The sequence below is a fragment of the Paenibacillus vandeheii genome, from assembly GCF_030433635.1.
Lineage (GTDB): Bacteria > Bacillota > Bacilli > Paenibacillales > Paenibacillaceae > Paenibacillus > Paenibacillus vandeheii.
The window spans coordinates 387,044-413,608 of record NZ_JAROCD010000004.1 but is presented as its reverse complement, the minus strand read 5'-3'; the positions used below and the strand labels follow the sequence as shown (position 1 = coordinate 413,608).

At 44.4% G+C, this 26,565-nt stretch carries 25 protein-coding genes and 1 other annotated feature; of the genes, 18 read left to right on the top strand and 7 right to left on the bottom strand.

The window, feature by feature from the left end:
* Positions 1-51: 51 nt before the first annotated feature.
* Together P5G61_RS09855 and P5G61_RS09850 are read left to right on the top strand one after the other, a co-directional pair.
* The gene (locus P5G61_RS09855; protein ID WP_301246283.1) at positions 52-621 is read left to right on the top strand and encodes a metallophosphoesterase; all 570 of its coding nucleotides are present in this window, start codon (positions 52-54) and stop codon (positions 619-621) included.
* A complete protein-coding gene (locus tag P5G61_RS09850) occupies positions 603-893 on the top strand; it encodes a metallophosphoesterase family protein (protein ID WP_301246282.1) in 291 nt (96 codons plus the stop codon). Before P5G61_RS09855 ends, P5G61_RS09850 begins: the two co-directional genes overlap by 19 nt.
* A gap of 342 nt (positions 894-1,235) precedes the next feature.
* On the opposite strand, the gene P5G61_RS09845 is transcribed toward P5G61_RS09850, so the two are convergent.
* Positions 1,236-1,730 (bottom strand): hypothetical protein, encoded by a 495-nt coding sequence (locus tag P5G61_RS09845; RefSeq protein WP_301246281.1) that lies wholly within the window; start codon positions 1,728-1,730, stop codon positions 1,236-1,238.
* Between the two features lie 80 nt (positions 1,731-1,810).
* Complete coding sequence (locus P5G61_RS09840) at positions 1,811-2,008, bottom strand: helix-turn-helix domain-containing protein (protein WP_301246346.1); 198 nt, start codon at positions 2,006-2,008, stop codon at positions 1,811-1,813.
* Positions 2,009-2,142: 134 nt separating this feature from the next.
* Here P5G61_RS09840 and P5G61_RS09835 point away from each other — a divergent pair, with 134 nt between their 5' ends.
* From P5G61_RS09835 to P5G61_RS09795, 9 genes are all read left to right on the top strand, one after another.
* Positions 2,143-2,427: a DUF4386 domain-containing protein gene (locus tag P5G61_RS09835; protein WP_301246280.1), complete on the top strand. Its 285-nt coding sequence runs from the start codon at positions 2,143-2,145 to the stop codon at positions 2,425-2,427.
* Positions 2,428-2,512: 85 nt separating this feature from the next.
* Positions 2,513-2,794, top strand: coding sequence for an alpha/beta-type small acid-soluble spore protein (locus tag P5G61_RS09830; protein ID WP_435874112.1), 282 nt, complete (start codon positions 2,513-2,515; stop codon positions 2,792-2,794).
* 379 nt (positions 2,795-3,173) lie between these two features.
* Positions 3,174-3,872, top strand: a complete 699-nt coding sequence (locus P5G61_RS09825) for a TetR/AcrR family transcriptional regulator (protein WP_301246278.1) — start codon at positions 3,174-3,176, stop codon at positions 3,870-3,872.
* Between the two features lie 213 nt (positions 3,873-4,085).
* A complete protein-coding gene (locus P5G61_RS09820) occupies positions 4,086-5,246 on the top strand; it encodes an MFS transporter (RefSeq protein ID WP_024629584.1) in 1,161 nt (386 codons plus the stop codon).
* Positions 5,247-5,414: 168 nt separating this feature from the next.
* On the top strand, positions 5,415-5,936 hold the full coding sequence (locus P5G61_RS09815; RefSeq protein WP_301246277.1) for a TetR/AcrR family transcriptional regulator: 522 nt from the start codon (positions 5,415-5,417) through the stop codon (positions 5,934-5,936).
* A gap of 576 nt (positions 5,937-6,512) precedes the next feature.
* A complete protein-coding gene (locus tag P5G61_RS09810) occupies positions 6,513-7,046 on the top strand; it encodes a YceI family protein (protein WP_301246276.1) in 534 nt (177 codons plus the stop codon).
* A gap of 238 nt (positions 7,047-7,284) precedes the next feature.
* Positions 7,285-8,379, top strand: a complete 1,095-nt coding sequence (locus tag P5G61_RS09805; protein WP_301246275.1) for a bifunctional glycosyltransferase family 2/GtrA family protein — start codon at positions 7,285-7,287, stop codon at positions 8,377-8,379.
* On the top strand, positions 8,379-10,670 hold the full coding sequence (locus P5G61_RS09800) for a glycosyltransferase family 2 protein (RefSeq protein WP_301246274.1): 2,292 nt from the start codon (positions 8,379-8,381) through the stop codon (positions 10,668-10,670). Before P5G61_RS09805 ends, P5G61_RS09800 begins: the two co-directional genes overlap by 1 nt.
* Before the next feature lie 11 nt (positions 10,671-10,681).
* Positions 10,682-12,535 (top strand): hypothetical protein, encoded by a 1,854-nt coding sequence (locus P5G61_RS09795; RefSeq protein WP_301246273.1) that lies wholly within the window; start codon positions 10,682-10,684, stop codon positions 12,533-12,535.
* Between the two features lie 156 nt (positions 12,536-12,691).
* Here the strand turns inward: P5G61_RS09795 and P5G61_RS09790 are convergent, their stop codons facing one another.
* Both P5G61_RS09790 and P5G61_RS09785 read right to left on the bottom strand, forming a co-directional pair.
* A complete protein-coding gene (locus P5G61_RS09790) occupies positions 12,692-13,453 on the bottom strand; it encodes an SDR family oxidoreductase (RefSeq protein ID WP_079348353.1) in 762 nt (253 codons plus the stop codon).
* Positions 13,454-13,467: 14 nt separating this feature from the next.
* Complete coding sequence (locus P5G61_RS09785) at positions 13,468-13,854, bottom strand: MerR family transcriptional regulator (RefSeq protein ID WP_079348351.1); 387 nt, start codon at positions 13,852-13,854, stop codon at positions 13,468-13,470.
* Between the two features lie 279 nt (positions 13,855-14,133).
* Here P5G61_RS09785 and P5G61_RS09780 point away from each other — a divergent pair, with 279 nt between their 5' ends.
* Together P5G61_RS09780 and P5G61_RS09775 are read left to right on the top strand one after the other, a co-directional pair.
* Complete coding sequence (locus tag P5G61_RS09780) at positions 14,134-15,351, top strand: sensor histidine kinase (protein ID WP_301246272.1); 1,218 nt, start codon at positions 14,134-14,136, stop codon at positions 15,349-15,351.
* A gap of 159 nt (positions 15,352-15,510) precedes the next feature.
* Positions 15,511-15,747 (top strand) — a binding site (T-box leader).
* Positions 15,748-15,793: 46 nt separating this feature from the next.
* A complete protein-coding gene (locus P5G61_RS09775; RefSeq protein ID WP_301246271.1) occupies positions 15,794-16,603 on the top strand; it encodes a GNAT family N-acetyltransferase in 810 nt (269 codons plus the stop codon).
* 111 nt (positions 16,604-16,714) lie between these two features.
* Here the strand turns inward: P5G61_RS09775 and P5G61_RS09770 are convergent, their stop codons facing one another.
* A complete protein-coding gene (locus P5G61_RS09770) occupies positions 16,715-17,572 on the bottom strand; it encodes a hypothetical protein (RefSeq protein ID WP_301246270.1) in 858 nt (285 codons plus the stop codon).
* A gap of 144 nt (positions 17,573-17,716) precedes the next feature.
* Entirely contained in the window at positions 17,717-19,177 is a 1,461-nt protein-coding gene (locus P5G61_RS09765) for a hypothetical protein (RefSeq protein ID WP_301246269.1), read from the bottom strand.
* Between the two features lie 313 nt (positions 19,178-19,490).
* Here P5G61_RS09765 and P5G61_RS09760 point away from each other — a divergent pair, with 313 nt between their 5' ends.
* Together P5G61_RS09760 and P5G61_RS09755 are read left to right on the top strand one after the other, a co-directional pair.
* Positions 19,491-19,940 (top strand): RrF2 family transcriptional regulator, encoded by a 450-nt coding sequence (locus tag P5G61_RS09760; protein ID WP_079348341.1) that lies wholly within the window; start codon positions 19,491-19,493, stop codon positions 19,938-19,940.
* A gap of 115 nt (positions 19,941-20,055) precedes the next feature.
* Positions 20,056-20,700 (top strand): nitroreductase family protein, encoded by a 645-nt coding sequence (locus P5G61_RS09755; protein WP_301246268.1) that lies wholly within the window; start codon positions 20,056-20,058, stop codon positions 20,698-20,700.
* 237 nt (positions 20,701-20,937) lie between these two features.
* On the opposite strand, the gene P5G61_RS09750 is transcribed toward P5G61_RS09755, so the two are convergent.
* Positions 20,938-22,029 (bottom strand): GntR family transcriptional regulator, encoded by a 1,092-nt coding sequence (locus P5G61_RS09750; RefSeq protein ID WP_079348514.1) that lies wholly within the window; start codon positions 22,027-22,029, stop codon positions 20,938-20,940.
* A 395-nt stretch (positions 22,030-22,424) separates the two neighbouring features.
* On the opposite strand from P5G61_RS09750, the gene P5G61_RS09745 reads away from it, so the two are divergent.
* From P5G61_RS09745 to araA, 3 genes are all read left to right on the top strand, one after another.
* Complete coding sequence (locus P5G61_RS09745; RefSeq protein ID WP_301246267.1) at positions 22,425-24,041, top strand: xylulokinase; 1,617 nt, start codon at positions 22,425-22,427, stop codon at positions 24,039-24,041.
* A gap of 3 nt (positions 24,042-24,044) precedes the next feature.
* Entirely contained in the window at positions 24,045-24,740 is a 696-nt protein-coding gene (locus P5G61_RS09740; RefSeq protein ID WP_301246266.1) for an L-ribulose-5-phosphate 4-epimerase, read from the top strand.
* A 255-nt stretch (positions 24,741-24,995) separates the two neighbouring features.
* A complete protein-coding gene (araA, locus tag P5G61_RS09735; protein ID WP_079348336.1) occupies positions 24,996-26,420 on the top strand; it encodes an L-arabinose isomerase in 1,425 nt (474 codons plus the stop codon).
* Positions 26,421-26,565: the final 145 nt, after the last annotated feature.

The window sequence follows — 26,565 nt, the reverse complement described above, 5'->3', positions numbered from 1 at the left end:
ATCTAAAATTGGAGTTCTGTTTCTGCCGCAGGCACAGATGTAGAAGTACACTTGATCGGAATCAATGACCTGCATGGTCAGTTAGACACGACATCGATGGTTAGTGATAAAAAGGCGGGATCTGCTCCGATACTAGCAACCTATCTAAAAGAAGCTCAAGCAAAATATGAACACTCCCTACTCTTCCATAATGGAGACTCTGTCGGTGCATCTGCTCCAGTTTCATCTCTGGATCGTGACGAGCCTACGATGGAATGGATGAATATGATGGGCTTCGATGTAGCTTCACTTGGCAATCATGAATTCGACCAAGGTATCGCTGCATTAAAAGCACAAATCTTTGGTGGTCTTGATCCAAAAGAAGGCAAAGTTACTCATGCTGGTGCAAAATTTGATTATGTCAATGCAAACGTCATTGAAACTGCCACTGGCAAAACATTAATAAAGCCATATGTAATTAAAGAAGTTGGCGGAGTGAAAATCGGATTCATCGGATTAGTGACTAAATCCACACCTGCCAAAGTATCCCCATCTGGGACAGCTGGTGTGCGTTTCTTAAGCGCAGAAGAAGAAGTTGAAGCAGTTAATAAAATGCAAAAGAATTGCAAGATAAGGGTGTAGAAACGATCATCGTCTTAGCACATGATCCAGCATCCACCAAAGAAGGCGTAACCACTGGAGAAGCGGCTGATTTAGCAAAAGCTTTGCCGGCAGATTCCCCTGTTGACGTTATCGTCGCAGGTGACAATCATGCTTTGGCTAACGGTGAAGTGAATGGAAAGTTGTTCGTTCTTTCATTAGTGAAGGCAGTTACTCCTTATCGCTCCATTATTAAATGCACCATCTGGGTGCCATTTTTCACCGTTAGAGTGATACGGAGAACCGTACCATAAGTGACGGCGAAAAATATGGCAAACGGCTGCAAAGGGTCCTTTATAAAAACATCCTAGGAACAATGTAATATTTCTTATAAACTTCGGCAATTTCATTGGATACCAATCCATTCACGAACCATTCTGAGTTCCAACGTTTTCAAATTCGTGGCTCAATGTCGAAAGCAACAGATCCAAGAGCCAAAACAGGGTGCATCTCGAGAGAGATGCATTTTTTCGTTCCTAATTACAGCAAGATGTGGAAAGTCGAGCGAAACCCGTTATGTTATTTTATTTGCAGAAAAGGAATGATCAAATTTGAGTAAAGAAAGGAGCAGACAGAATGACAAGCAAGCCGCGATCTTACAAATCAGAATCGGTAGGGAGTTTTTTGATAGGGGCATAGATATGGTAGTTCGAATCCAGATAATGGACGTCATCAAAAGCTTGAATGAGTTCAATATCGGTTTCTGCCGTTTCCTGTTTGGAAATCTTTAGAAATCTGGCATAGTCGCTTTCCAGGACATCTCCAATGTCAAGTATTTCGCCACAATAGTTGAAACTTGCACAAAAAATCTGTGGCACATCAACCGTGAAAAAATAAGGTTTATCAATTTCAATGCTGCTTGGGATCCCAAACAGCACCTTAAACCGAGTTGAATCGGGTTGACAGTTTGAATAAATGACATAACAGGGACCATTTATGGTTTCATCAATATGACTCAACAGCATTTCTGAATGTGCGCGAATCTTCTCCTTGTAATCATCATTGGCTAAATCCACTTCAAAAGCGATCCCACTGATTCGGTTCTCCTTGAACTCAGTCAGGATGAAATCCGTGACGATATCACCGTTCATGTTTTTAAAAGGTCTCTTCACCACTGTAGGTATGGGGACAGGGGGGATGGTTGTAAGTCCTGTTTTTAAAGAACTTGGAGCTACGCGTATTTTCGTTTGAAAGCACGAGTGAATGAGGCTTGCGTACCGAAGTTGAGCTGATAAGCAATATCGGTTAGAGAGCTGTTTTTGTTTTGAATAAAGGTTAAAGATGCATTCAATCTTCGGGATAGAATGTATTGGTTTAACGAACAGCTCATCATAGCAGAAAACAGCCGATGAAAATAGTATTTAGACATGTTGAAGGTATTGGCAACGGATTCTAAGGTTAAGGACTGTTGTAAATGGCCCTCGATATGGATCAAAGCACGTTCGATGACTTCGTTATGGTCCATAATTACTCCTTATATCAAGTTTTGTAGGCAAGTATAGCATGCGCCCATCAGCAAATATATTTATTGTCTATTTGCTTTATCGAACAGGCTATGTGCCTAAACCGTTAGCGATTTTCGGAATGATTACAGCGGTTATGGTATTTTTAGCGGGTTTGCTGCAAATGTTTGGGATCATCGGACCCTATTCGGCGGTAAAAGTATTGATGGCGCTTCCTGTGGGCGTTTACGAGATGAGCTTGGCAGTCTGGTTAATTGTGAAGGGATTTCATGGGGAGAACCTGGCTAAATTGAGAGCAAAAACAGCTTCTTCGTCTTTAGTATAAAAATCAAAAGTTCTTTGATCGGGGAATAGGGATGAAATTTTGTGCTTCCGGGCATGTTAGGGAATAACATCGAGGGGAGTGTTGCATGATGGCAAGAAGAAGGAGAAAATATGCGGTGCCAGGGGTTGAACAGGGAATGCAAGCTTTCAAAGCAGAGGTAATGAAGCGCGAAGGATATGCCGTAAATCCGAATCAACCAGACGACGTAAAATACGAAGTGGCGAAGGAGCTTGGTGTACCTCTTCACCCAGGCAACAATGGTCAATTGACAACGGAATCAGCAGGCCATGTCGGCGGCAAAATTGGCGGTTCCATGGTTAGGGAATTGATCCGTCTTGCTCAGGAGCAAATAGCGAACAAGGAGTAATCCTGAACTGAAACCTCCTGAGATCGTGGGTGAAAATTGCTGAGCACTGACTTGAATAACATCCGGTGGTTTTTATGAGTACCCCTTTCCACAAGAAGGGGTTTTTGTCTTGCTTTTTATATTACACTGTCATGCCAAGTGGATGACTGTTGTGAATGGAGATGGTAAGGATCATCGTTGTCACGAATAGAATGAAAGTAAAAAAGAAATGGGCACGATAATGGCACAGAGTTTTACAGCCCCAGGCCGCTAGACACTTTCGAGGGCTTCGTAAAAGTAGAAGTATTGTTGACACAGAGCTTAACTGATACGATGAGTTAAATATAATAAATCCAAATCATAAGTTTTTAGGCTGAAAAGGATACAGGATGAGGATTGTTTGCTTGAAAACTTATGCGATATCACGAGTGATTGTGGTGTCCTATATAAACGTGAGTTTAAGGATGCGATTGCAAAAGTCGAATCGTTTATTGACATTGATCGATCGTTCGATTATATTTTGGGTATGAAAACTAAATCCGAAAGCAAAGTGGACCTTATTTATCAGGCTACGATTGAACTTCTCAATGAAAATGGCCTTTCTGAAATATCCATATCAAAAATTGCTAAAAGGGCGAAGATCTCTTCCTCGATCATTTATTTTTATTTTGAAAGCAAAGAGGATATGCTGATCAAGTTGTATTTTTTGCTCAAGGATCAAATGCACCAGCTCATGTTTCATGGTGTAACAGAGAGTACACCCGTAAAAGTCGGGTTTGAGAAAATTCTGCGAAATTATTCAAATTACATCTTGAATAATAAGGACAGCTTTTTGTTAATGGAACAGTTTATTGGCTCACCCTTTATACGTAAAAAGTGTAAGGATCAAAATGGCGGTGTGTTTAAGCCGATGTACCCTTTGTTTGAAAGGGGAATTGAGGAAGGTTTGTTTAAGGATTTGGAAACGAATCTGTTGGTTACATACTCCTGTTTACCTTTTGTCGAAATGGGAAAAGAGTATCTAAATGGGGCGTATGAGTTCAGTCCAACAAATATTGATAAAATGATTCAAATGAGCTGGGATGCTATCAAAGTATAATCAGCTCTTTTTTTACTCTAAATTGATCGATCGTTCAATATATTTTTTTGAATGTTTTTGATCGATCGTTCGATAAATATACAAGAAGGGGGTGATATTCATTTTTGCGGTCGGATGTTTTAGGCATGGATTCCCATAGGTTAGAAGTGATCCAAAAGAAGAAAATGTATTATTTCAAATAATAAAACAATAGATTAGGGGACCAATTTTTTCATGAAAAACTACAAATGGATTATATATTTGCTTGCATTAGGTGCAACCGTGGTCGGTACGGCCGAATCAATTATTACAGGTATTCTAGACATGGTTGCCACGGATATAAATGTCTCTATTGGCTTGGCTGGACAATTGGTGTCCATGTATTCTATAGCCTACGCGGTAGGAACGCCAATTCTGATTGCGATTACTTCAAAAACGGATCGAAAAAAGCTGCTGTTCATAGCACTTCTTACGTTCATTATCGGTAATATCATCGCTGTTCTGAGTCCTAACTTTACGATATTGATGATATCTCGTGTTATTTTGGGTGTGAGCGCTGGGGTATTCGCAGTAGTGGCTCTGGGAATTGCAGCACAAATTGCTCCTCCAGAGAAAAGAGGAAGTGCGATTGGCACGATCTTGATGGGTACGAGTCTTGCGCTCGTTGTCGGCCTTCCTTTAGGAACGTTAATCGGTGAATATATGGGGTGGCGCTGGATCTTCGCAATTCTTGGAATAATCACGATCATTCCTATTATTGCGATTGTAAAAGCGATACCTAAAATGTCTGGGCAAGAAACGATTCCTTTATCCAAGCAATTGGCTATTCTCAAAGATTTCAAAGTAATCAGCGGTATATTAGCTTCCTTATTCTTTATTACCGGCTACTCTGTTGTTTCCACGTACATTGCGCCGTTACTACGCGAAAACGCTGGCCTCAATAGCAATACAATTAGTCTCGTCTTGCTTGGCATGGGTTTAATGGCTGTTGTTGGGGCGCGTGTTGGAGGCTACGGCGCTGATAAATGGGGGATTGCTCGAACACTGATTGTCAGTCTGTTGATTCATGCTATTGCCTTGTTCTTCCTCCCGTTGGCTGCAGTTACCTTTGGAGGTGCCATGTTTATTCTTGCACTCTGGATGCTTGGAGCTTGGACAACTGCTCCTGCACAACAGTTCTATCTGGTAACTATGGCTCCTAAATCAGCCGAAATTATATTGAGCTTGAACTCATCCGCCTTCCACCTTGGTGTTGCCCTAGGTGCAGGCTTGGGCGGAGTCGTTGTAGAGCGGTTAACCTTGTCATCGATCGGCTGGGTTGGTGGTTTAATCGTCATACTTGCGACTGTATTTACAGTGATTTCTATTTTAATGGGAAAGAAAAAAGAGCATTAATTCAGCGACCCGAGGATTTGATTGAAGACTATTAGACGCAGCTTTTCCAGATTCCAGATTCCAAGGGAGAAGACATCGTACCGATTCAGGGTATAGGGCTTCCCCTTGCGTCGGGGATAAATGACGGATATAATGTGATTGATCAATTACTAACGAAAGAGGTTTGCTATGATTAGGTCAAAAGGACAGGATCGCAAGCAGGAAATCCTTGAGGCAGGCTTGGAGTTATTTGCCCAACGGGGATACTATAACACCACGACTGCCCATATCGCAGAGAAGGCCGGGATCTCTCAGCCTTATGTGTTTCGTTTCTTTCCGACGAAGGAGGAACTGTTCATCACCGTTTTAAATCGGGCGTTCGACCGGATACTCCAAACGTTTAAAAATGTCGAGTCGAGTCCGGATCAGTTGGACAACGACATGCTCAAAGCTTATGAAGAATTGTCGGCCCAATATCCCAATGAGATTGCTTTGCTGGTGATCGGTATTGGCATCACCGAAGAAGCAATTCAGGTGGCAACCAAAGAGGGGTTATCCCGCATCAGAACTTATGTCCTGAAAGAGTTTAAAGCAGCAGGCATGCCCGATGCAGAAAGAAACGCAACGATTTTTATCGCCATGGGCATGATGTGCAACATTTCGTACTTTTTGGATCTTCCCGAGCTATTTGAGTTCAACGAAAGTAAATAACCGTTCGAGGTTATTTATTTTTGCATCAAAGTAATTGATTAATCAATATCTATCTGTAAGTCTTTTTTAGCCGGCCCCATACGGAGCAGTACGCTTGAACGACACCGAGCCTGTCAGCACCCACAGTGCAGCGGCTGTGTGCAGCCACGCCACGGCATCAGCGGAGCCGCGCGTCCGACACGACGTCCTGGCAAGAGTGGCATAGTCATTGAGCCGTTCGTATCCGTGGCGGAGAATAGCGGTAGCCTCTCGATATGTTTTTGCGGCCCATGCTTCTGCTTACCCTCCTTAGCATTCCTCATTGGCAGAGGTCTACTGAAAAGATACTCGAACCCCAAGTGGCGGAGGGGGATTCCCCGCGACGCCTTCCGATTGCTCCAAGCTTTGCCGAGAAACAGCAAAAACCCCTTGCCATCCTGAGATGGAAGGGGCTAATTCTACGTCTAGCGAAACCCAAAACGCTACTGACATTACGTTGTCAGTAGCGTTTTTGTATATTAGGAGCATGCGAAGAGCGCAGTGCATTGGAGATAGGGAAACCTTTTCTTCAAAATCTATTATTGAGGTGGAATTTTCATGAGCAATGTTAATTGGGAAGTAGATCCGGATCACAGCTCCGTTGAGTTTTCGGTGACGCATTTAATGATTAATCAAATCAAAGGAGTATTTGAGCAATTCGAAGCGATCTTAAGTTTCGACCCTAACGATGTAACAACCCTGGGTATTCAGGCTTCTATCGACACAAATAGTATCACAACTCGCCAGCGGCAACGAGATGAACACCTGAGGAGCGATGACTTCTTTCATGCTGCCAAGTATCCTGCCATTACGTTTCAAAGCACCAGTTGCGTCCCTGCTAACGAACGGCAGTATGAACTAATGGGCAATCTAACTCTGCATGGAGTAACAAAACCCGTCATTTTTCATACCGTTTTTGAAGGGTTTAACAAAGACCCTCGTGGCCGGGAACGTGTGGGATTTCATTCGACTGCCCGTATCGATCGTAATGAATATGGCTTGAGCTTCAACTCGCCTCTGGAAACGGGTGGAATTGTCGTTGGACATGAAGTGAGCATCGAACTTTATATCGAGGCAATTCGAATAGATTAGTAATCCTATAGATTCATTTAACACTAGCTCGTCATTACTATGGCGAGTTTTTCGTTGTGTATACTACAGCCCTATTCCTAGTATTATTCGCCTATAAAATAGCACAAATGCGAATACAACTTTTTTACCAAAATATATACAAGTTGTTCGTTTACTGTCTACCCTTTCGGTGTTATACTCACAATATTCAAAAAGGAATTTGTGAAAATATGTCGAATTGAGGCTTAATAGGATGATTATGGATATACCTAAGGACGGCGAAACGATTATCCTCATTCCATCGCTTGAGCCAGATGAGAGACTTCTGTCCTATGTGCGGCAATTGCGAAAATATGGTTTGACCCATATTGTTATTGTGGACGACGGATCTGGCGAGGCATACCAGTCGATTTTCGATGAGCTGCGTGAGAGCGGGTGTGTCCTGCTGCGGCATACGGAAAATCGGGGAAAGGGTGCCGCACTCAAGACGGGATTTCAATATATCGGACAGCAGTTCGATGCGTCCTCTTCCTTCATTGTCACTGCTGATTCAGATGGACAGCACGCTGCAGAGGATGTATATAGGCTCGCCAAAGAAGCCAGGCGCGATCCTGATGCGTTGTTTTTCGGAGTAAGGAACTTCAGCGAGGGAGGAATACCGCCGAAGTCTTTGCTGGGCAATCGGATGACGTCCTTTATTTTTGCTATGCTTTACGGGAAAAAACTGTCAGATACCCAGACTGGGCTTCGTGCCTTTGGCCCCGGGCTGCTTGCGTTTATGCAAGATGTTCGTGGCACCCGGTTTGAATACGAGCTGCAGATGCTCATCTCGTGTATTCAATCCGGCATCCCGATTCATACGGTGCCGATTCAAGTCATTTATGAAAATGGAAATGCCGGAACCCACTTCAAAGCGATTCAAGACAGTGCTCGGGTAATGGGTGTCTTGTTCTCCAACTTCCTGCGTTTTATTTCCTCGTCAGTTGTGAGTTCTGTTGTCGATTTGGGAATTGCATGGTTTTTGATCGACTTTTTGCGGCCCATCTTGGGTCAGCAGGATTATCTAAGAATTTTGCTCGCAACCGTGATTGCGAGAGTTATTTCCATTGTCGTCAACTATGTACTGAACAGGCATTTTGTATTCCGCAAAGAAGATAGTCAGGGCAGCCTATGGCGCTATTTGACGTTGTGCGGAGTGGTGATTGTGCTTTCCAGTACAGGGGTATATTTGTTCCATACGATTTTCTTCGTGGATGAGAAAATTGCGAAATTTGTCTGTGATGCCTTGCTGTTCCTGCTCAGTTTTCAATTGCAGCGAAGATGGGTATTTGCAGCAAGGAGGAAGCAGCTGTAGTGCAAAACGAAAAAAGGCAACATATTTTCTTTGTCATCACCATGATCCTGATGTCGATTTATTTGTTATGGCGGATGTTTTTTACATTGCCATGGGGAGAAGGTGTATTAAACGTCATCTTCGGTATCCTTTTAATTGTGGCTGAGACGGTAACCGTACTAACCACCTTTGAATTGTTTTTTCAAAAGATGCAAAAGGAACGTACGCAGCTCGACTTTCCCATCGTTCCTCCGGAATATTATCCGGATGTGGATGTGTTCATTGCCACGCATAACGAGCCGGTCGATCTGTTGTATAAAACGGTAAATGCCTGTACGTTCATGGATTATCCGGACAAGCAAAAGGTCCATATCTATATATGTGACGATGGCGGAAGACCTGAGGTGGAGGAGCTTGCGAAACAGTTTGGTGTTGGATATCTGGGGTTCCCCGGTAACAAGCATGCCAAATCAGGCAACCTGAATAATGCCTTGAGCAAAACCTCTTCCCCACTCATTGCGACCTTTGATGCCGATATGATTCCGCAACACACCTTTCTAATGAAAACCGTCCCGTATTTCCTGCTCTCCACATTTATAGAAGAGAACGGGCAATGGCGGCTTCGCCGTGAGGATGAAATGGACAAAAAGTTCAAGCTGGGGCTGGTACAGACCCCTCAGAGCTTCTACAATCCGGATCTATTCCAGTTCAACCTCTATGCAGAGCAAGGAATTCCCAATGAACAGGATTTCTTCTCCAGAGAAGTTAACATCCTGCGCAATGCCTCCAATGCGGTAGCCTATACAGGAAGCAACACGATTATTTCCCGGCAGGGTATGAAAGACATCGGCGGTTTTCCATTGAATACGATCACCGAGGACTTTGAGACAAGCATTCGTTTACAGCAGGAAGGCTATATTACCTATGCGACTCAAGAGGTTCAAGCTGCAGGACAGACGACAACAACTGTCCCGAGCATGATTAAGCAGCGAATTCGCTGGGCAAGGGGTATTATTCAGAGCCTGCAGAATACGCGTGCTCCTCTATCCGACAAGCTTCCTTTCTGGACGAGGGTGACCTATATAAGCAGTTTCTTATACTGGTGGTCTTTCTTTAACCGGTTGATATTCATTTTGGCGCCAATTTTGTTTGCCTTATTTGATTTTAAGATTGTAAACACAACCTTCTGGCAGATCCTTATATTCTGGCTTCCGTCCTATTTCTTCTACAGCGTATCGATGCGTTATCTGTCCAGCAATATTCGGAATCAGCGCTGGAGTCAGGTCATAGATACCATATTTATGCCTTATCTGATCTGGCCGGTTCTCCTCGAAACCCTGGGTATTCGCGAGAAAAAATTCAAGGTTACGAACAAAAGCAGAGCGAGCGGTCGGAAATGGATGTCTGCTCTGTTATATGCACTTCCGCATATCTTCCTGCTCCTGCTATCGATTGCGGCTGTAATTCGGTATGTTAACGGCAAGTACGGCATTGCGCTGTTCTTCAGCAGTATCATTATTTTCTGGCTCATTCATAATATGATTGCACTGTGTTATGCACTGTTCTTCATGATCGGCCGTCGTGCGTATCGGGAGACTGAGCGGATTCGGGCACAAGAGGATGTCACGATCCATGATCAGGACACGAATCTGCGTTATCAGGCCAAGACGGTAGATGTATCCGAACAAGGTATTGCCTTCTATGTTCCGTATCCCATCTATTTACCTGAAAAGAAGACGATCTCTTTGGTCGTAAAATCCGAGCGATATGAGGCGAATCTCAATGCGGTCATTGTCTATGTAAAGCAGGATGGAGAGGGCTGGCGCTATTCTGCAACGGTTCAGCCAATCGACGAAACGGATAACCGCCAATATATGCAAATCATCTATGACCGTAAACACTCATTGCCAGAGCAGATGAATCTGTGGGATACCGCTTACGACGATATGCTGCGTAATGTGAAAAAACGTATTGTTCAGCCGAGATCAGATCAGCGGAAAATGCCGCGGCTTTCCTTGCAGCTTCCAGTCCATTTCACCAATCACGCGGGCTGTACACTGCGCAGCTTCAATTATCGTTTCTTTTCCGCCACGGGTCTCCATGGTGATATTGCGGCAGGGGCGATCGTTACTTTTTACACGAAGAGTAATATTGAAGTCATTTTGCAGCATACCGGGAAAACAACAGCCAATCGTCGCGAAGTGCTTCTCTCGGTGGAGAATATTGATGATATCGTGGAGCGCGGTTTGATAGATCAATTGCTGAGTGATTTGACCCATCCACATGCCGATCGTTTCACCAGAGAGGGTTAGGAGAGATAGAGATGCTGTATATGCTTCAACTTGTGATGGGAGTTTTATTGATATTCTCCTTTATTGGTTACATGCAGTTTGTGCGAAAGGCACTATCTATACGTTGGGAGTTCATCCCTGTATTTGTGTTTTCCTCCATAGCATGTATTGTCTTTCTTAGCGGCTTGGTAGGGCAGCTCTACGTTGGCAGCCTTGTACTGCTTCTCGTCGGATTACTATTGTATGGAAGAATGGTGTTTCTCGGAATGCGCCGAGGGGCATCCTTTCGCATTTCTTTTTCCTTATTCCAATTTTCATTTTTGGCAGGGACGTTTATTTTCTTACTGGTACTCTTCCAAAATCAATTGACGCACTACGATAATTTTTCCCACTGGGCGATTGTCTTGAAGCAGATGCTCAGCACAGATGCTTTTCCGACACCGGATTCGAATCTAATTGATTTTAAAAATTATCCACTAGGTACCTCGTCGTTTATTTATTACGTCTGTCGCTTCATGGGGCATGACCAGTCCGTGATGCTTCTGGCACAAGGTCTGCTGATCTTTTCCTGTTTTTACGCCATGTTCGGTATCGTTTCGGAGAAGAAACGTTTTCTGCTTTACGCGTTTCTTGGACTCGGGTTATCTACACTGTCCTTCTTCAACCTTACGATTCGGATTACCAATCTGCTCGTCGATTTCTTGCTCCCCATCTATGCGCTGGCCATCCTGGCAGTGGTCTACCAGTATCGTCATAATATCAAGCGAGCATGTATTGTCGTTCTTCCGCTTGCGGGTTTGCTGACAATCATCAAAAGTACCGGTATTATTTTTGCGGCCGTCGGCCTGATCTTCCTGGTGTACACATGGCTGACTCACGGACAAAAGTCCGGTTGGAAAAATGTACTCGCTGTGGTGGGAACGATCTGCGGGGTGCTGATTCCTTACTTCGGCTGGAGCTGGCGAATGGCGACGGTATTCCAAGGGGTAGATAACAAGTTCGATGTTGCTGCTTCCGGGATTCAATCCGGCAAAACGGCAGAGCAGATGCATGAGATTCTGTGGCTGTTCATAAAATCCAGTACGGATATTACGACACGGCCGGTCATCGGTATTATTATCTTCCAGCTTGTAGCGATTGCGGCTTCGATATTTGCCTATGTGGTGCTCAAGAAGAAATGGAATTTGTGGAAAGCACTGATTGCGCTGGATGTCGTATTGTTGCTGTATTATGCAGGGATTCTGGCGTTGTATCTCTTCTCCATGCCGCTGGATGAGGCCATCAGACTGGCCGGTTTTGAACGTTATGCGTCGAGTATCGTGGTACTGTTCGCGGGTGGGCTGGTGCTGTGCGCTGCGGTTGACCTGGAGCGTTCATTCCACTATCGGATTGGTGAAGTGCCTGATTATCAAGCTTTCAAGACGGTCAAGACGAAGGGTCATTATCAAAAAGGAATTATCGGCTGTATGGCGATTGCGGCCACCATCCTTTTATCGGAATACAATGGGATCGTCTCGATTGCCAAAACCTACGATACTACGCTTCCTTACAAAATCCATGCGGTTACCGGTGATCGCTGGTATAAAGGCGGTCAGGAGGATAACAGCAGATATCTGTTCTACGCCTCGGACAGGGACCAGCAGGTCACGAATTATTACATGCAATATGTCGGGAAGTATTTCTTGTATGCTCCACATGTGGACGGAATCGTATTGTTCTATGAGGATAATATGGACAATCTTCTGAGTGGTTACGATTATCTGGTCGTCGTGGAGACGGATCGTAACGCAAAGTGGTTGCTGAAGAAGCACTATGGCATTGACATGCAGGAGGGGATCTACAAGATTACCCGTTCCGGGGAACAGATCATTCTTACGTTGACTTGAGATTTATGAAATCAACATTATAATGGACTGCTCTGGCTAGGGATAGAATGAAGAAGAGGCAGATGCGGCGGTTAGCCTGCATCTGCCTGTTTTATTTGAAGCATATGAGCGTGTTTGGTGGACCTATTGAATAGCCACACGTGGCTCGCAGATGAGTTAATCAATTAGATTTTTCGTTGTGTTATACATCTGCTCTGCATACTTGTCGATTTCATCCCGAGACATGCGTAAGCGAGCAACAGAGGTACCGTATCCAATTTCCTTGTGCCCCTCTTCTAATCCCTTGAAAATTCCGTCTGCGAAAGCATCCAATGGTTCTCCATGCGTATGCAGCCCTGCTCCACCCAAATCTGTACTTACTGCCGGAGGAGCGACTTCAATAACCTCTACAGACGTGTCCGAAAGCTGGTGTCTCAGGCTGATTGTAAAGGAGTGAAGGGCCGCTTTGGTAGCTGAGTATATCGGTGCAATCGCAAACGGCGTAAAAGCTAAACCAGAAGTGACATTAATGATCGTGGCTTCTTCTTTGGCTGCAAGATAAGGAGCGAACAGCATGGATAGATGCAAAGGTGCCTCAATATTCGTTGTAATTTCTTTATTGAAATAACTCCAATCGTTCTTCACATCTGACTTGAGCACATTAAAACGCTGTTGAATTCCGGCATTATTGACCAATACATTTACTTCCGGATAGTTCACGGTTACCCAATCAAACAATGCCACACGCTCAGATTCAATACTCAGATCATTCACATACGTAATAAGGCCCGGGTGTGTTTCTTTTGCATGTTGAAGTGCAGCTTCGCGTCGTCCAGTAACAATGACTGTATTCCCGGCTTTTAAGAAGCGCTCTGCAAATGCTAATCCAATGCCAGCACTTCCGCCGGTAATGAGTACTGTATTTCCTGAAAGTTTCATTATAGTTGCTCCTCTTAGGTTTCTTTTTCTTCGTTTCTTTCCTGTATCTGATGGGTATAACGATTAATTTTAAAATCAATTCCCTTTAGGGATTCCTGCATCAATGAAATTTCATCCAGCACCGCTTGCTTGTGATTTTGCATCATTTCAAGCCTGGCCTCAAGCGTACAATTTCCTTCTATGATCCAGTCCATATATTGCTTAATTTGACTAATGGGCATATGCGTGTTTTTTAAGCGAACAAGGGTTTCCAATAAAGCCATCTGATCTTCTGAAAATAATCGTCTGCCAGCATCATCACGCTCAATCATGGGCAGAAGTCCTTTTTTCTCATAAAAACGTAATGTTGAATCTGGAATATTCAATTTGGCTGAAGCTTCACTAATGGAAAAATACTTCATGGTGGAGACCTCCAAATGGATGTTAACTCTGTCGACAGGTATAGCATACGACTTAAACCATGGTTTAAGTCAATAAGGTAAAATCATTTATTTTTTGGATGTAATCAGTCTCACGGGTAAAGGGAATCTTTTATTATCAGATTTTCATATTCTATAACTACTTAAATGAGATACAATGCTATTATAGGTAAGGGCATCCACTTGGATGCCTTTAAATATAGCAATGAAAAGGATACATACACACCGAAGGTGTCGACATTAATTTAAAGTGGTGAGTGGATGAAAGAATTGTATAGTCAGGTCAACCGAAAAACCTATTATATTTCCATGTTAACGCTCATTGCTCTTATGCTAGCCGGATTAATACTATCGACGACAGAATTAAACGGGATTACCTTGGGGTATGTGATCCATTTTTCATGTGTGGCCATTCTAGCGGTTTGTTTGTTGGTCTACCCCAAGCATGAAACCTATTTTTTCAGAAAGGTCATCATTTTATTTGGCTTTGCTTATTTCTATACCCTGTTTTTCTTATATCCAGAGACATGGACTACCTATATCCTCATTTGTCTTATTCCTTCACTTGCCATTCTGTTTTTTGATTTAAAATTGTTTTATTTCTCCATCATTGTGAATGGATTTTTAATATTGATTACGTTTGGTTATATCATTCTGATTGATCAAGGGAATGTATATTCATATTTACATCATGATATCCTAGGGAACCTCATTAATATTATAGCGAGCCAGGTATTATTATTTCTCATCTTCCATCTATCCTTTAGTCGTATGAAAAAGCAGCAGCTCTACCATGAGCAATTACAACAATCGGAGCGTCTAAAGATGATAGCTCATTTGACGGCAGCTGTAGCGCATGAGATTAGAAATCCAGTCACCGTTGTTCGAGGTTTTTTGCAGCTATACAGAGAAGATCCTGCATTTGATGATCCAATCAAAAACAAGTTCAAATTAATGATAGATGAGCTAAATACCGTTGAACAGATTACCTCCCAATTTCTAACCCTCTCCAAGCCTAATAAAGATCAGAAGCCGGAAAAAGTGGATGTGAAAGATGCTCTACAGAGCGTAACAGGTCTGGTCCGTTCCTATGCGATGTTATCTGATAATCAGATGAATATCGAGGCAGAGGAGAATTGCTTCATTTTTATTAATCCCATTGAGTTTAAGCAGTTGTTGATGAATTTAATTAAAAATGCTTTGGAAGCTTCCAATATGGGAAAACCTGTGACTGTGATTGCCAAAAGAAATCATCATTATATCGAGATCAGGATCATTGATGAAGGGAACGGAATGTCAGAGGATGAGGTGAAGTCACTCGGGACGCCGTTTTATTCATTAAAAAGTAATGGAACGGGACTAGGATTAATGATCTGTTTTAATATTGTAGAAAAATATGACGGGGAAATTAATTATGAGAGTATAAAAGGTGTGGGAACAACCGTTACAATTCGCTTCCTGGCGACGGATGGGGAGTGAAGCCATTTCAGATCCGCATTGGGGTTTGCAAGGATAGCCTCTATGTAAGGATATGCTTCTTCATAACCAAGCTAATATGATGGAGAATTGCGGTATTAGGACTTGAAATAATTGACATAATATCCCTTTACCAATATAGTGTATCTAATTACTTTGTAATTAAATGCTACGAAGAGGACAAGTAGATGCGGAAAAACCATTCAGAGAACTGGCGGTTGGTGCGAGGCAGTAGGTATCCGAATCCAAAATCACCTCAGAGCAGGCCTTCGAAATAATAGTAGACGGGCCCGGTATTCTACCGTTATATAGAAGCATCGTTGTTGGACGATGACAAAGAGGGTGTATTCAATCATACACCAATCAGGGTGGTAACGCGGAATAGACTCCGTCCCTAATGGGATGGAGTTTTTTGTGTTTTTATAATGATCGAGGAGGAATGGGTATGTGGCAAAAGTTTGGTGTAAAAGATCGAGTACTGCGTCAGAATATGTTTATGGCTGACGAAGTCCAGTACAATCTTATTCATCGTATTTGCGAGTCAGAGCGTTCAACCTGCCTAAAAGCATCTAATGAAACAATGATCTTTGCCCAGTCAGAAGGGCACAACGCTTGGTTATGGATTTCCAAGGAACTTGCAGCTGAGGAAAAGAACAAGCTCCTGCAAGAACTTTTAGAAGTTCTCAAGGGAACGGAGCTTCCTGGTATATCAGGTGACCGAACGACTGTTGATCACTTTGCTGACGTATATTCAGAGTCTAATGGGCTCCAATACGTTCCTTATATGATGATGGAATCCTACGTTTGTTCAGAGGTAAGGAAGCCAGTTCATGTAGAAGGGAATTTGCACCTAGCTACTAGACATCATTTGGAGACGGTTGCTGAATTTTTAGCTGGTTTCTCGGAAGGAGCTTATGGAGTCAAGGTTGAGCCATCTAGTCAAATTCAAGCAGCGGAGTCGATCATAGAGACAGGTAATTTGTATCTCTGGTTAGTAGATGGACACCCTGTATCCATGGCTAATATTGCACATCGTTCTCCAAGACATGCAAGAATTAATGCAGTATATACGCCGTATGCCTTTCGTAAGAAAGGATACGCTAGTGCAGTTGTGGCAGAATTATGTTCTATCCTTAAATCAGAGGGGTTAGAGCCGATGCTTTATGCAGATTTGAAGAATCCTGATGCGAATAAGGTTTATCAAAATATAGGTTTTGTTGAAAGTGGTCAAGTGGCTGACATTAAATTCAAATAGGAGAAAAGCGATGTAGAGCATGACTTCACTGAGAGTCAATTTAGGCATACATAGTATTTTTGTTTTGACTCTCAGTGGCATGCCGACAGGAGTTTTGGTAAACCTTATCTATTACCCATTGGATTTTGGGATTGCCAAAGTTCGCTTAAATGCTTCTATATTGTCTGTCAGAAAATCGCTATTTTCTAATCCAGCATGGGCGATCATATTCTTGATATTCTCGACAAACTCAGACAAGCTGGTAGTAGAGGCGTTTTCGAATCTGTTCTCCCGAGCGATATTTACGGTTGATTTGGCTACATCCTCTTGGTATTCCTTCAACCAGTCCTGGTTAGTCGATGCATTTTTGGCGAAGCTCTGCAGAATGCTGTTCCAGTCTTTTCCGTTCACAATCGCGTCCTGGAGCTTGTCCAGCGTTTTCGGTTCGAATTTCTTCATCATATAGGTTAGATCGATATAATCATCTGGAGCCCCCACAGGTCTCTGAGGCGGTGTCTCGTAATGGATTTCTTTCGTCTCAGGATCTACGGTTCTGGTTGTGGAGATGGCGGCGATTTGACGAATCGTATTCATGAATTCCGTCGCTTTATCCCCTTTCATATAGTTGTCCGCGATATACTTTGCTTGAGTGAGACCCAATTCCAGTAATGCAGATCTTTCCTCTTCCCCGGTAACGTTAGTAATGAGATTGGATTGAATGATGCCATAGACAGCTTCCTTCACCTCTGAGGGTTGATCCGTGAGTAAGCGATTCAAGGAATCATTGATTTGAACGGTTCCAAAATATGTAGCGGAATGATTCACAATATCGGATGCTGCTAACTGTCTGGAAGCCGGACTGATTTCCACTGTGTCGTTGTTATGTGACAGTTCGGGTATCGTGCCTGTGACTAAGGACGGCTTATCCGCGCGTTGTTTCGATTGAATGTAGGCATTGAGGTCAAACGGAGTCGTACTTTGAACCTTCATAATAAAAACACCCCTATTCGTTTGATGTATTCCAATAATTCACTTCTCTTCATACTATCGGAATATTATTCCATATTTTTAATATGATTGGACAAAAAAAGCAACAGACATGTTGGAATCGCCCATTGCTTTTTCTCGCTCTGATTAACCTCCGTAAATACTGTAGGCAAAGTGATACACAATATCCGTATCATTTGCACTCGGACGACTCGTTACCTTCGCCAGCACACCACAAATATCATAATAATGCGTGAAGCTTATGGCTCCCGGCAAGTATTGACTTATGCTCCCGGTTGAAGGAGGCAGGGTTAAGGTAGCAGTGAATTGACCGCTGCTGTTTGTCATAACCTTTGCACTCCGATATCTGTTGTTGCTGCCTTCGGTCCAATAATCATTCTCCCAAATGACTTCTACTTCTGCATTGGCTACCGCATAGTTATCTGATGTCGCGGCAACGCCGGTCACCGTAAAACTGGTTCCTGTTATACGGTAGTAGCGTCCATAAGTATATGTGGGGTAGTCATTCGGACCACCATTGGAATTATAACCTGTGATCACGACTTTATCGGCTCTTAATACGGGCTGAAGGTGTAATGAATAGTTGTTATCCGAATAATTGCTTGTTGTATACACCCGCAAATAATATGTGCCCGTGCCTAGCGACACATTGCCATTGGTGGAGGGAACCAGTGCCATCCGATTATTGCTTAATGCACTATACAATTCCGCTTTATAGCCATTGCCTACAGAGGCTTGATCCAGATCGATATGCATGGCATCGTAATTTCTGCTTTCGGGAACCGTGATCTTATACCAATCCTGATCGACCTCTGAATTAATGGAACGGCTTGAAAGAGTAGAGCCACCAGTTGCTACCGTGAAAGGATAAGCATGAAGCGCATTCTCATCCGTCTCGTACGCATCATAGGTTGAGCTAGTTGAGACAGTTAGAGTAAATGGTTCATTGATGCTGCCTCCAACTGCGCCGTAGGCTTCAATTAAATAGGCTTTGGAACTGGCCGTGCTATTTTTCGTGCCGACATGTTCAGACAAGGTTCTGGATCCATTTCCGTAGTTATTGAGATACGTCCCATAGATGGAATAATCAATTGGAGTTGGGTTCAAATCACCAGTGGCCATGTCAAATTCGTAGAGATATAGATCGTAATCTAGCTGCGCTGATGCAGGATTATCCATTTGTACCTGAAGTATGCTTCCCGGTTGTACATAAATAGGGTATAAAAAGCTGGAAGTACCTTCTTGTTGGATGTAGCCCGTGTATGTATTAGTCTCTGCTGTGGCTGTAGCGATAACCGATTGCGGAGCCGAAATGAGTCCCTTTTGTAATTCTGAAGACGCGGTAGCCGATTCCAAATTGACAGATGCCTTTACCCGATGCTTCTTTAGTTTGGATGAATCGAGCTCAGAAGCAGCCTTGGTAAGTTCGGATATGATTTCTTCACTTGGCTGCAGTACCTGTTCTGCGACATGGGCATCAGGGTGAACTCCCGATTCGGCCATGTCATCGTCAGCAAACGCTTGAAAGCCAAAGGCAAAACTGAAAAGCAGATTTACGACGACAACCATAGACAGCGTCTTTTTCAAGGTTAAAACCTCCTCTGAATATAATAAATTTTTGCTACAATTGTATAATATACCAATTACGATGGTTTGTTAAGTGGTTATTATATGATGTTTTGAAGTTTCTTTGAACAGAATAGCTGTATTACTAGCTTACTATCCAAGGGTTCGAAGATATATTGTTTTGGAAGGTTCCTCTTCTTATATTTCATCGGCGTGTACCTTCTGGTTTATATAGTAGCAAGCTACAGTTTGCAAACCTCCATGCCGTGTTGAACGACTGTTTGGGGTTTGCTATAATGCACACAGGACGCAACGAAGAAGGGAGCCCGGTACGATGAAAAAGGCCAAACATACCTGTCCCTCCAATAGCAAGGCATTTGGCTTGGCATTGCAGGCCCTTGTATTCATGTCGGATAGTCCTAACCGCTATCCAAGTAACAATATCGCCGATCATTTATGCTCAGAAGCCACATTGATACGTCGAATATTAGCCAAACTCGCTCAAGAGAATATTCTGGAGGTTCGTGAAGGACGCGATGGAGGTTATCGCATGAAGCAGCCGCCGGAATTGGTGACACTGGCAGATATATATATGTCGCTTCAGACCGAGGCATCGCTGTGCGAAGGAATGCTGGATTCCACGGGTGAACACGCCTTTGGTATGCAGATGCATGATATGTTCAACGATATTACGGAAGAAATCAATGATAGCGTTTTGGAAATCCTGCGAAAATACACCATAGCCGACATGGCTAACAGGATGAGTCCGATAATGGAGAATTGACAACATCCCTATCCCACATATATACTGTGCTTATATTAGCACAGTTAGTGGTATATTTTTTTATCTTTAACTGTGTTAAATAATACACAGTATAATATATGGGAGGCAAAACGGGATGGAGAGCATAAAACAAGAGCAAAGCTTTATGGAAGTGGTGAAGGAAAGACGTTCTGTACGGAATTACGATCCTGCATTCAAGATGTCAGAGCAGGAATTGAAAGATATTCTGACTGAAGCAGCCCTTGCTCCATCTGGCGCGAATATGCAGCCATGGAAATTCATTGTCTTTAATGATCAGGCTCTGAAAGAACAATTACTTCCCATCGCGAACAATCAACAGCAGGTGGTAGACTCCTCGGCCGTTATTGCGGTGTTGGGGGACTTGGAATACATCAAACAGGTTGACTCCGTTTATGATGCTTCTGTAGAAGCAGGTTATATGACTAAAGAAATTAAGGAATCATTGGTTACCAATATGAAGGGTATGCTGGGAAGCATGGATGCTCAATATATCAAAGATGGCGTCATATTTGACTGTGGTTTATTATCAATGCAGTTCATGCTTGCCGCCAAAGCGCGAGGTTATGATACTGTTCCAATGGCTGGATACGATAAAAATAAATTCATTGAAGCGTTCGATATTCCCGAACGTTATGTTCCAACCATTCTCATTTCCATCGGCAAAGCCTCACAGCCGGGACATCCGACCACTCGACTGCCGATTGACGAGCTGACGTTCTGGAATGGCATCACAAAATAATGGAAAATTCTTCATTGAGAGAGTCACACCTTGAGGGTGTGCTTGGTTCCCTTTCTAGCTAAAAAGAATGACTAAAGCAAGGCATCTGCAAGACATCTTAGGCTGCCATTACGGCAGCCTTTTCATATTTCAGCATGAACATCGCGATGACGGTCAAATGATGGGTAATGCAGGGAGGGATGTCCCTTTGTATGCCGCAAACACACCAACCTACATCAACAAATCTCGGTCTACATACTATTCCAACTCAATTTCTTTCACTGTCTCACCCTCAACCAGCACGGGCTGGTAATAGGTGTTGGTGGGCAGATCCTTTTTGCCTTGCAGTTTCTTGATGACCCAATCCGCTGCATCACGGCCCATTTGCTCTTGGGGGTGGGTTAACGTCGTAAGTTTGATGTTGGCATTCTTGGCGATGTACGAATTGTCCTGACCAATAATGGATAACTCGTCCGGGATCGAAATTCCCAGCTTCCTACATGCATGTACGACTTCCAGCCCCACTTCGTCGTTGTAACAGACAAGGGATGTCAGCGCATCTCTGTTTTCCTCCAGGAACACCTCCAGATTGGTGGAGAGATCCGGTTTCGATGCCGTATCGAACGAGAGTACCTGCTCGGGATGAAAACGCAGCTTGGCTTCGCCCAGCGCTTTGATGTATCCCTTCATCCGGTACTTCCCTTGCAAGTCATCCATTTTCGCTATAATGCCGATCTGGCTATGTCCTTTGGCGATCAGCTCCCGGGTAGCAAGATAACTGGACTGCACGTCATCCAGACAGAAGAAAGGCACCTCCAGCTCTTCATAAAAGGCATTGATCATCGTGAACGGAACGTCCTGCTCTTTAAAGGAAAGATAATAAGCAATGTTGGGATTGTACAGATTGCTTTTGGTCGGTTCAACGATCAGCCCATCCACGCCGTAAGCCAGCATCATTTCGAGCGCTTTTTTCTCTTGGGCAACGTCATTATTCGTGCTGGCTAACAGCAACGAGTAATTGTCTTCATTTAATCGGCCTTCAATGCCGCGGATGATGGAGGGGAAGATGTAATCGGAGATATACGTTGTGATGACGCCGATTGTTTTTTTCATCGTGTTCCCGCCGGTTCTGGATCGATACAGATTGCTCACATAGGTGCCGGAACCTTTCTCGCTTCTCAAAAAGCCCTCGTTCGACAGCTCCAAAATGGCCTTCCGCACCGTCTGGCGACTCACGTTATAGCTGTCCTGCAATGCGGACTCGGTAGGGATTTGTTCGCCCACACTATAGGTCCCCGACAGGATATTGCTCTTAATATCATCAATGATGACCTGATACTTTGGCTTCACATAGTCCACTTCTTTCATCGTTACTTATCTATAAAAAAACATCGTCATATCCATAGTTGTACGTACATATTTTATCATGATTCAAATGGAATGGAAATGCAACAGCAGGTTTTTTGAATTAAAACGTACAACTCCCATTACAAAACAGAGATATGTACCTTACAACAAAGCCTGTTGAGTACAGGAATTAGATCATTTAGACGGTATATTTCAATTAATGTAAGTATAACTATTATAAATTATTGACAAATGTACGTACAAAAAATATACTAAGGCTGTCAGAAAAGGAAAGCGCATTCTTTTCAATGAACCGGAATATGGATTCATTTTAATCATCCTAAGTCAAAACTATTTTTACTTTTACCTACTGTGGTCAGAGAGGGGACTACGTGATCATGAGTCATGTGGATATGAAAGAAGCGATTACCAAGGGAGCCACTTCACTAGGCATCGAATTTGGATCGACGCGGATCAAGGCGGTTTTGATCGACGAACGTTTCGAGACCATCGCGTCAGGCAGTTTTGAATGGGAAAACCTCCTGAAAGACGGATATTGGACGTACAACCAGGAGGATATTATCACAGGTCTTCAGACCGCGTATCGTGAAATGAAGCAAGACGTGGAACGGAAATACGGAATTACGCTGCAAACGGTAGGTTCCATCGGATTCTCCGCCATGATGCATGGATATATCGCATTGGATAGTGCGGGAGAACTGCTGGTACCGTTCCGGACGTGGCGTAACGCGACTACGGGGAAGGCTGCGAGAGAGCTTACGGATCTTTTTCAGTTCAATATCCCGGAACGCTGGAGCATCGCTCACTTATACCAAGCGATCTTGGACGAAGAGGCTCATGTGCCTCGCATCGACCACCTGACAACCTTGGCTGGCTACATACACTTGCTGCTGACAGGAAATAAAGCCATCGGTATTGGCGACGCTTCGGGCATTTTTCCAATCGACGAGTCTACGCATAATTATCACCCATCCATGATCAAGCAGTTCGATGAACGGATCGCAGACAAAGGCTATCCGTGGAAAGTCGAGGACCTTCTTCCAAAGGTGTACCTCGCTGGTGAGAACGCTGGTGAGTTAACCGAAGCGGGAGCCAAGCTACTGGACCCTTCGAATGATTTGCAGTCAGGCATTCCGCTCTGTCCGCCAGAAGGTGACGCGGGAACGGGCATGGTGGCAACGAATAGCGTGAGGAAGCGTACGGGCAACATCTCTGTCGGCACATCCGTGTTCGCCATGATCGTCTTGGAGAAGGAATTATCCAAAGTGTATCCCGAGATCGATATGGTGACGACGCCGGACGGTAGTCCGGTAGGCATGGTGCATGCCAACAACTGCTCCAGCGACATCAACGCCTGGCTTGGATTATTCCGTGAATTTTCTGAGGCAATGGGCTACGAAGTGGATACCGGCAAATTGTTCAGCGTGATGTTCAATAAGGCGTTGGAAGCCGACCCGGATGGTGGCGGTTTGCTGAGCTACGGTTATTACTCAGGTGAAAACATTACGGGCCTCGACAAAGGCCGTCCATTGTTCGTTCGCTCACCGGAAAGCAACTTTAATCTGGCGAATTTCATGCGCACGCATCTATTCACTGCTTTCGGTGCACTCAAGCTTGGCATGGACATTTTGACGAAGAACGAGCATGTGGCAATTGACAGCATTTTGGCTCATGGAGGTCTGTTCAAGACCCCTGTTGTCGGACAGCGGATCGTAGCTGCAGCGATGAACGTGCCGGTGTCAGTGATGTCTACAGCGGGTGAAGGCGGTGCATGGGGAATGGCGCTTCTGGCCTCGTACATGATCAACAAGGATCAGCAGGAGAGCCTGGATGTGTTCCTTGAGCAGAAGGTCTTCCATGATGTTGAGGGTGAGGAAGTTGCACCGGATGCATCGGATGTCAAAGGATTTGAAGCTTTTATCGAACGTTATCGGAAGGGCCTCGCGATTGAGCAGGCGGCGGTAGATCATCTGGTAGAGAACGGGAGGGACTAACACATGTTAGAACAACTGAAAGAAGAGGTCTATGAGGCGAATCTGGAGCTTCCTAAGCACGGACTGGTGAAGTTCACATGGGGTAATGTTAGCGCGATGGATCGGGATAGCGGCCTGTTTGTCATCAAACCGAGCGGTGTCAGCTATGACAAGATGAAACCAAGCGACATGGTTGTGGTCGATCTGGACGGCAATGTGATAGAGGGCGAAATGAGACCTTCTTCGGATACCGCCACTCACGCGGTACTGTACAAACATTACCCGGAAATCGGCGGTATCGTGCACACCCATTCCACTTGGGCGACCATCTGGGCACAAGCTGGCCTTGACGTACCCGTGATGGGAACGACGCATGCAGATACCTTCTATGGTGCCGTACCTTGTGCCCGTTTCTTGAACCAGGGAGAGATCGACCGCGGCTACGAAGCGGAGACAGGCCATGTCATCATCGAGACGTTCGAACAGCGCGGACTGGATGTGATGGCGATCCCGGCAGTCTTGCTTCATGGTCATGCCCCGTTCACATGGGGCAAAGACGCCAAGTCGGCGGTGGTGAACAGCGTTGTACTGGAGGAAGTATGCAAAATGAACCTGTATGCGCGGCAACTGAATAACTTTGCCAAAGAACTGCCACAGGGCATTTTGGATAAACACTATTTGCGTAAACACGGAAAAGACGCGTACTACGGACAAAAATGATACGAGCAGGAAAACAGCGAATTGAAGATTGTTCTGGTTACTGAGTGATCTATATTAGGATTTAAGATTTACACGATAACGGAGAGTGCAGAACCAATCTGTAGAAGCGAAGCGTTCGCCTTTATCCCCGGATTTCTACCTTTGTAAAGAGATAAAAGAAATCCGGGGATAACAGCGATCGTAAGATGGTACTGCAGTTGGAGTGATCAAGTGTAAATGGAGTTAAACACACTATATAGGAAAGAAGATGATTACATGTCAACAACAGCAGCTAAACAGTTTTGGTTCGTCGTAGGTTCACAGCACCTGTATGGGGAAGAAGCACTGGGCGAGGTTAAAGCTAACGCACAGAAAATCACGGATGCCCTTAATGCAAGCGGCGTGCTGCCATACCCACTCGTATTGCAGGATTTGGCGGTAAGCGCAGATAAAATCACGAGCATCATGAAGGAAGTTAACTATCGCGACGAAGTGGCGGGTGTGATCACCTGGATGCATACGTTCTCGCCTGCAAAAATGTGGATTCGGGGTACAAAATTGCTGCAAAAACCGTTGCTTCATCTGGCGACTCAATTCAATGAAAGCATTCCTTGGGCGACGATCGACATGGACTTCATGAACTTGAACCAAGCCGCTCATGGTGACCGCGAATATGGTTTCATCAATGCACGTCTGAGAAAACAAAACAAAATCGTTGTTGGTTACTGGGAGCGTCCAGAAGTGCAGCAGCAGGTTGCGGATTGGATGGACGTAGCTGTAGCTTACAACGAAAGCTTTAACATCAAGGTTGCCCGTTTTGGCGACAACATGCGTAACGTGGGCGTAACCGAAGGGGATAAAGTGGAAGCGCAAATTCAATTCGGATGGACGGTCGATTATTTCGGTATCGGCGACCTCGTGCAATACGTGAATGCTGTGACGGAGCAAGAAATCGATGACCTGATCGCTCAGTATGCAGAGCTGTATGAATTCGATTATGGTACAAACAGCAAAGAAGCTTGGGAAGCCAGCGTACGTGTACAAGCAAGCTATGAAATTGCGATCAAACGTTTCCTGGACGAGGGTGGATACAGTGCCTTCACCACTAACTTTGAAGATCTGCATGGCATGAAGCAGCTTCCAGGTCTGGCTGTACAACGCCTGATGGCCCAAGGATACGGCTTCGCAGGTGAAGGCGATTGGAAAACAGCTGCACTCGACCGCTTGCTCAAAGTCATGGCCCATAACGAAAACACGGGCTTCATGGAGGATTACACGTACGAGATGGCAGCTGGTCAAGAGGCTATCCTTCAATCCCATATGCTTGAGGTGGACCCGACACTCGCCAGCAATAAACCGAAAATCATCGTGTCTCCACTGGGTATTGGCGATCGTGAAGATCCTGCACGTCTCGTATTCGATGGCAAAGCAGGAGAAGGTGTCGTGGTATCCATGGCAGACTTCGGTACACATTACAAGTTGTTGATCAACGAAGTATCCGCATTCGAACCAACGGTTCCAGCGCCTAATCTGCCTGTAGCCCGTGTACTGTGGAATGTGAAGCCTAACTTCCAGGACGGGGTTAGAGCCTGGATAGAGAATGGCGGCGGTCACCATACCGTAGTTTCCTTGAACCTGACAACAGATCAGATCGTGACCTATGCGAAGCTGGTGAACCTGGAGTACGTTGTGATTAAATAGTTTAGTTATTCATGAACTTATACATGAACTCATACAAATTCTTTCCTTATGGCCGGGGGGTTCCCCGGCCCTTTCTCTTGCTGTGAGGCGCATGGTATGCGGCCGAAACGGATCTTGTGCTCACGCCAAGACAAAGGATAATGTT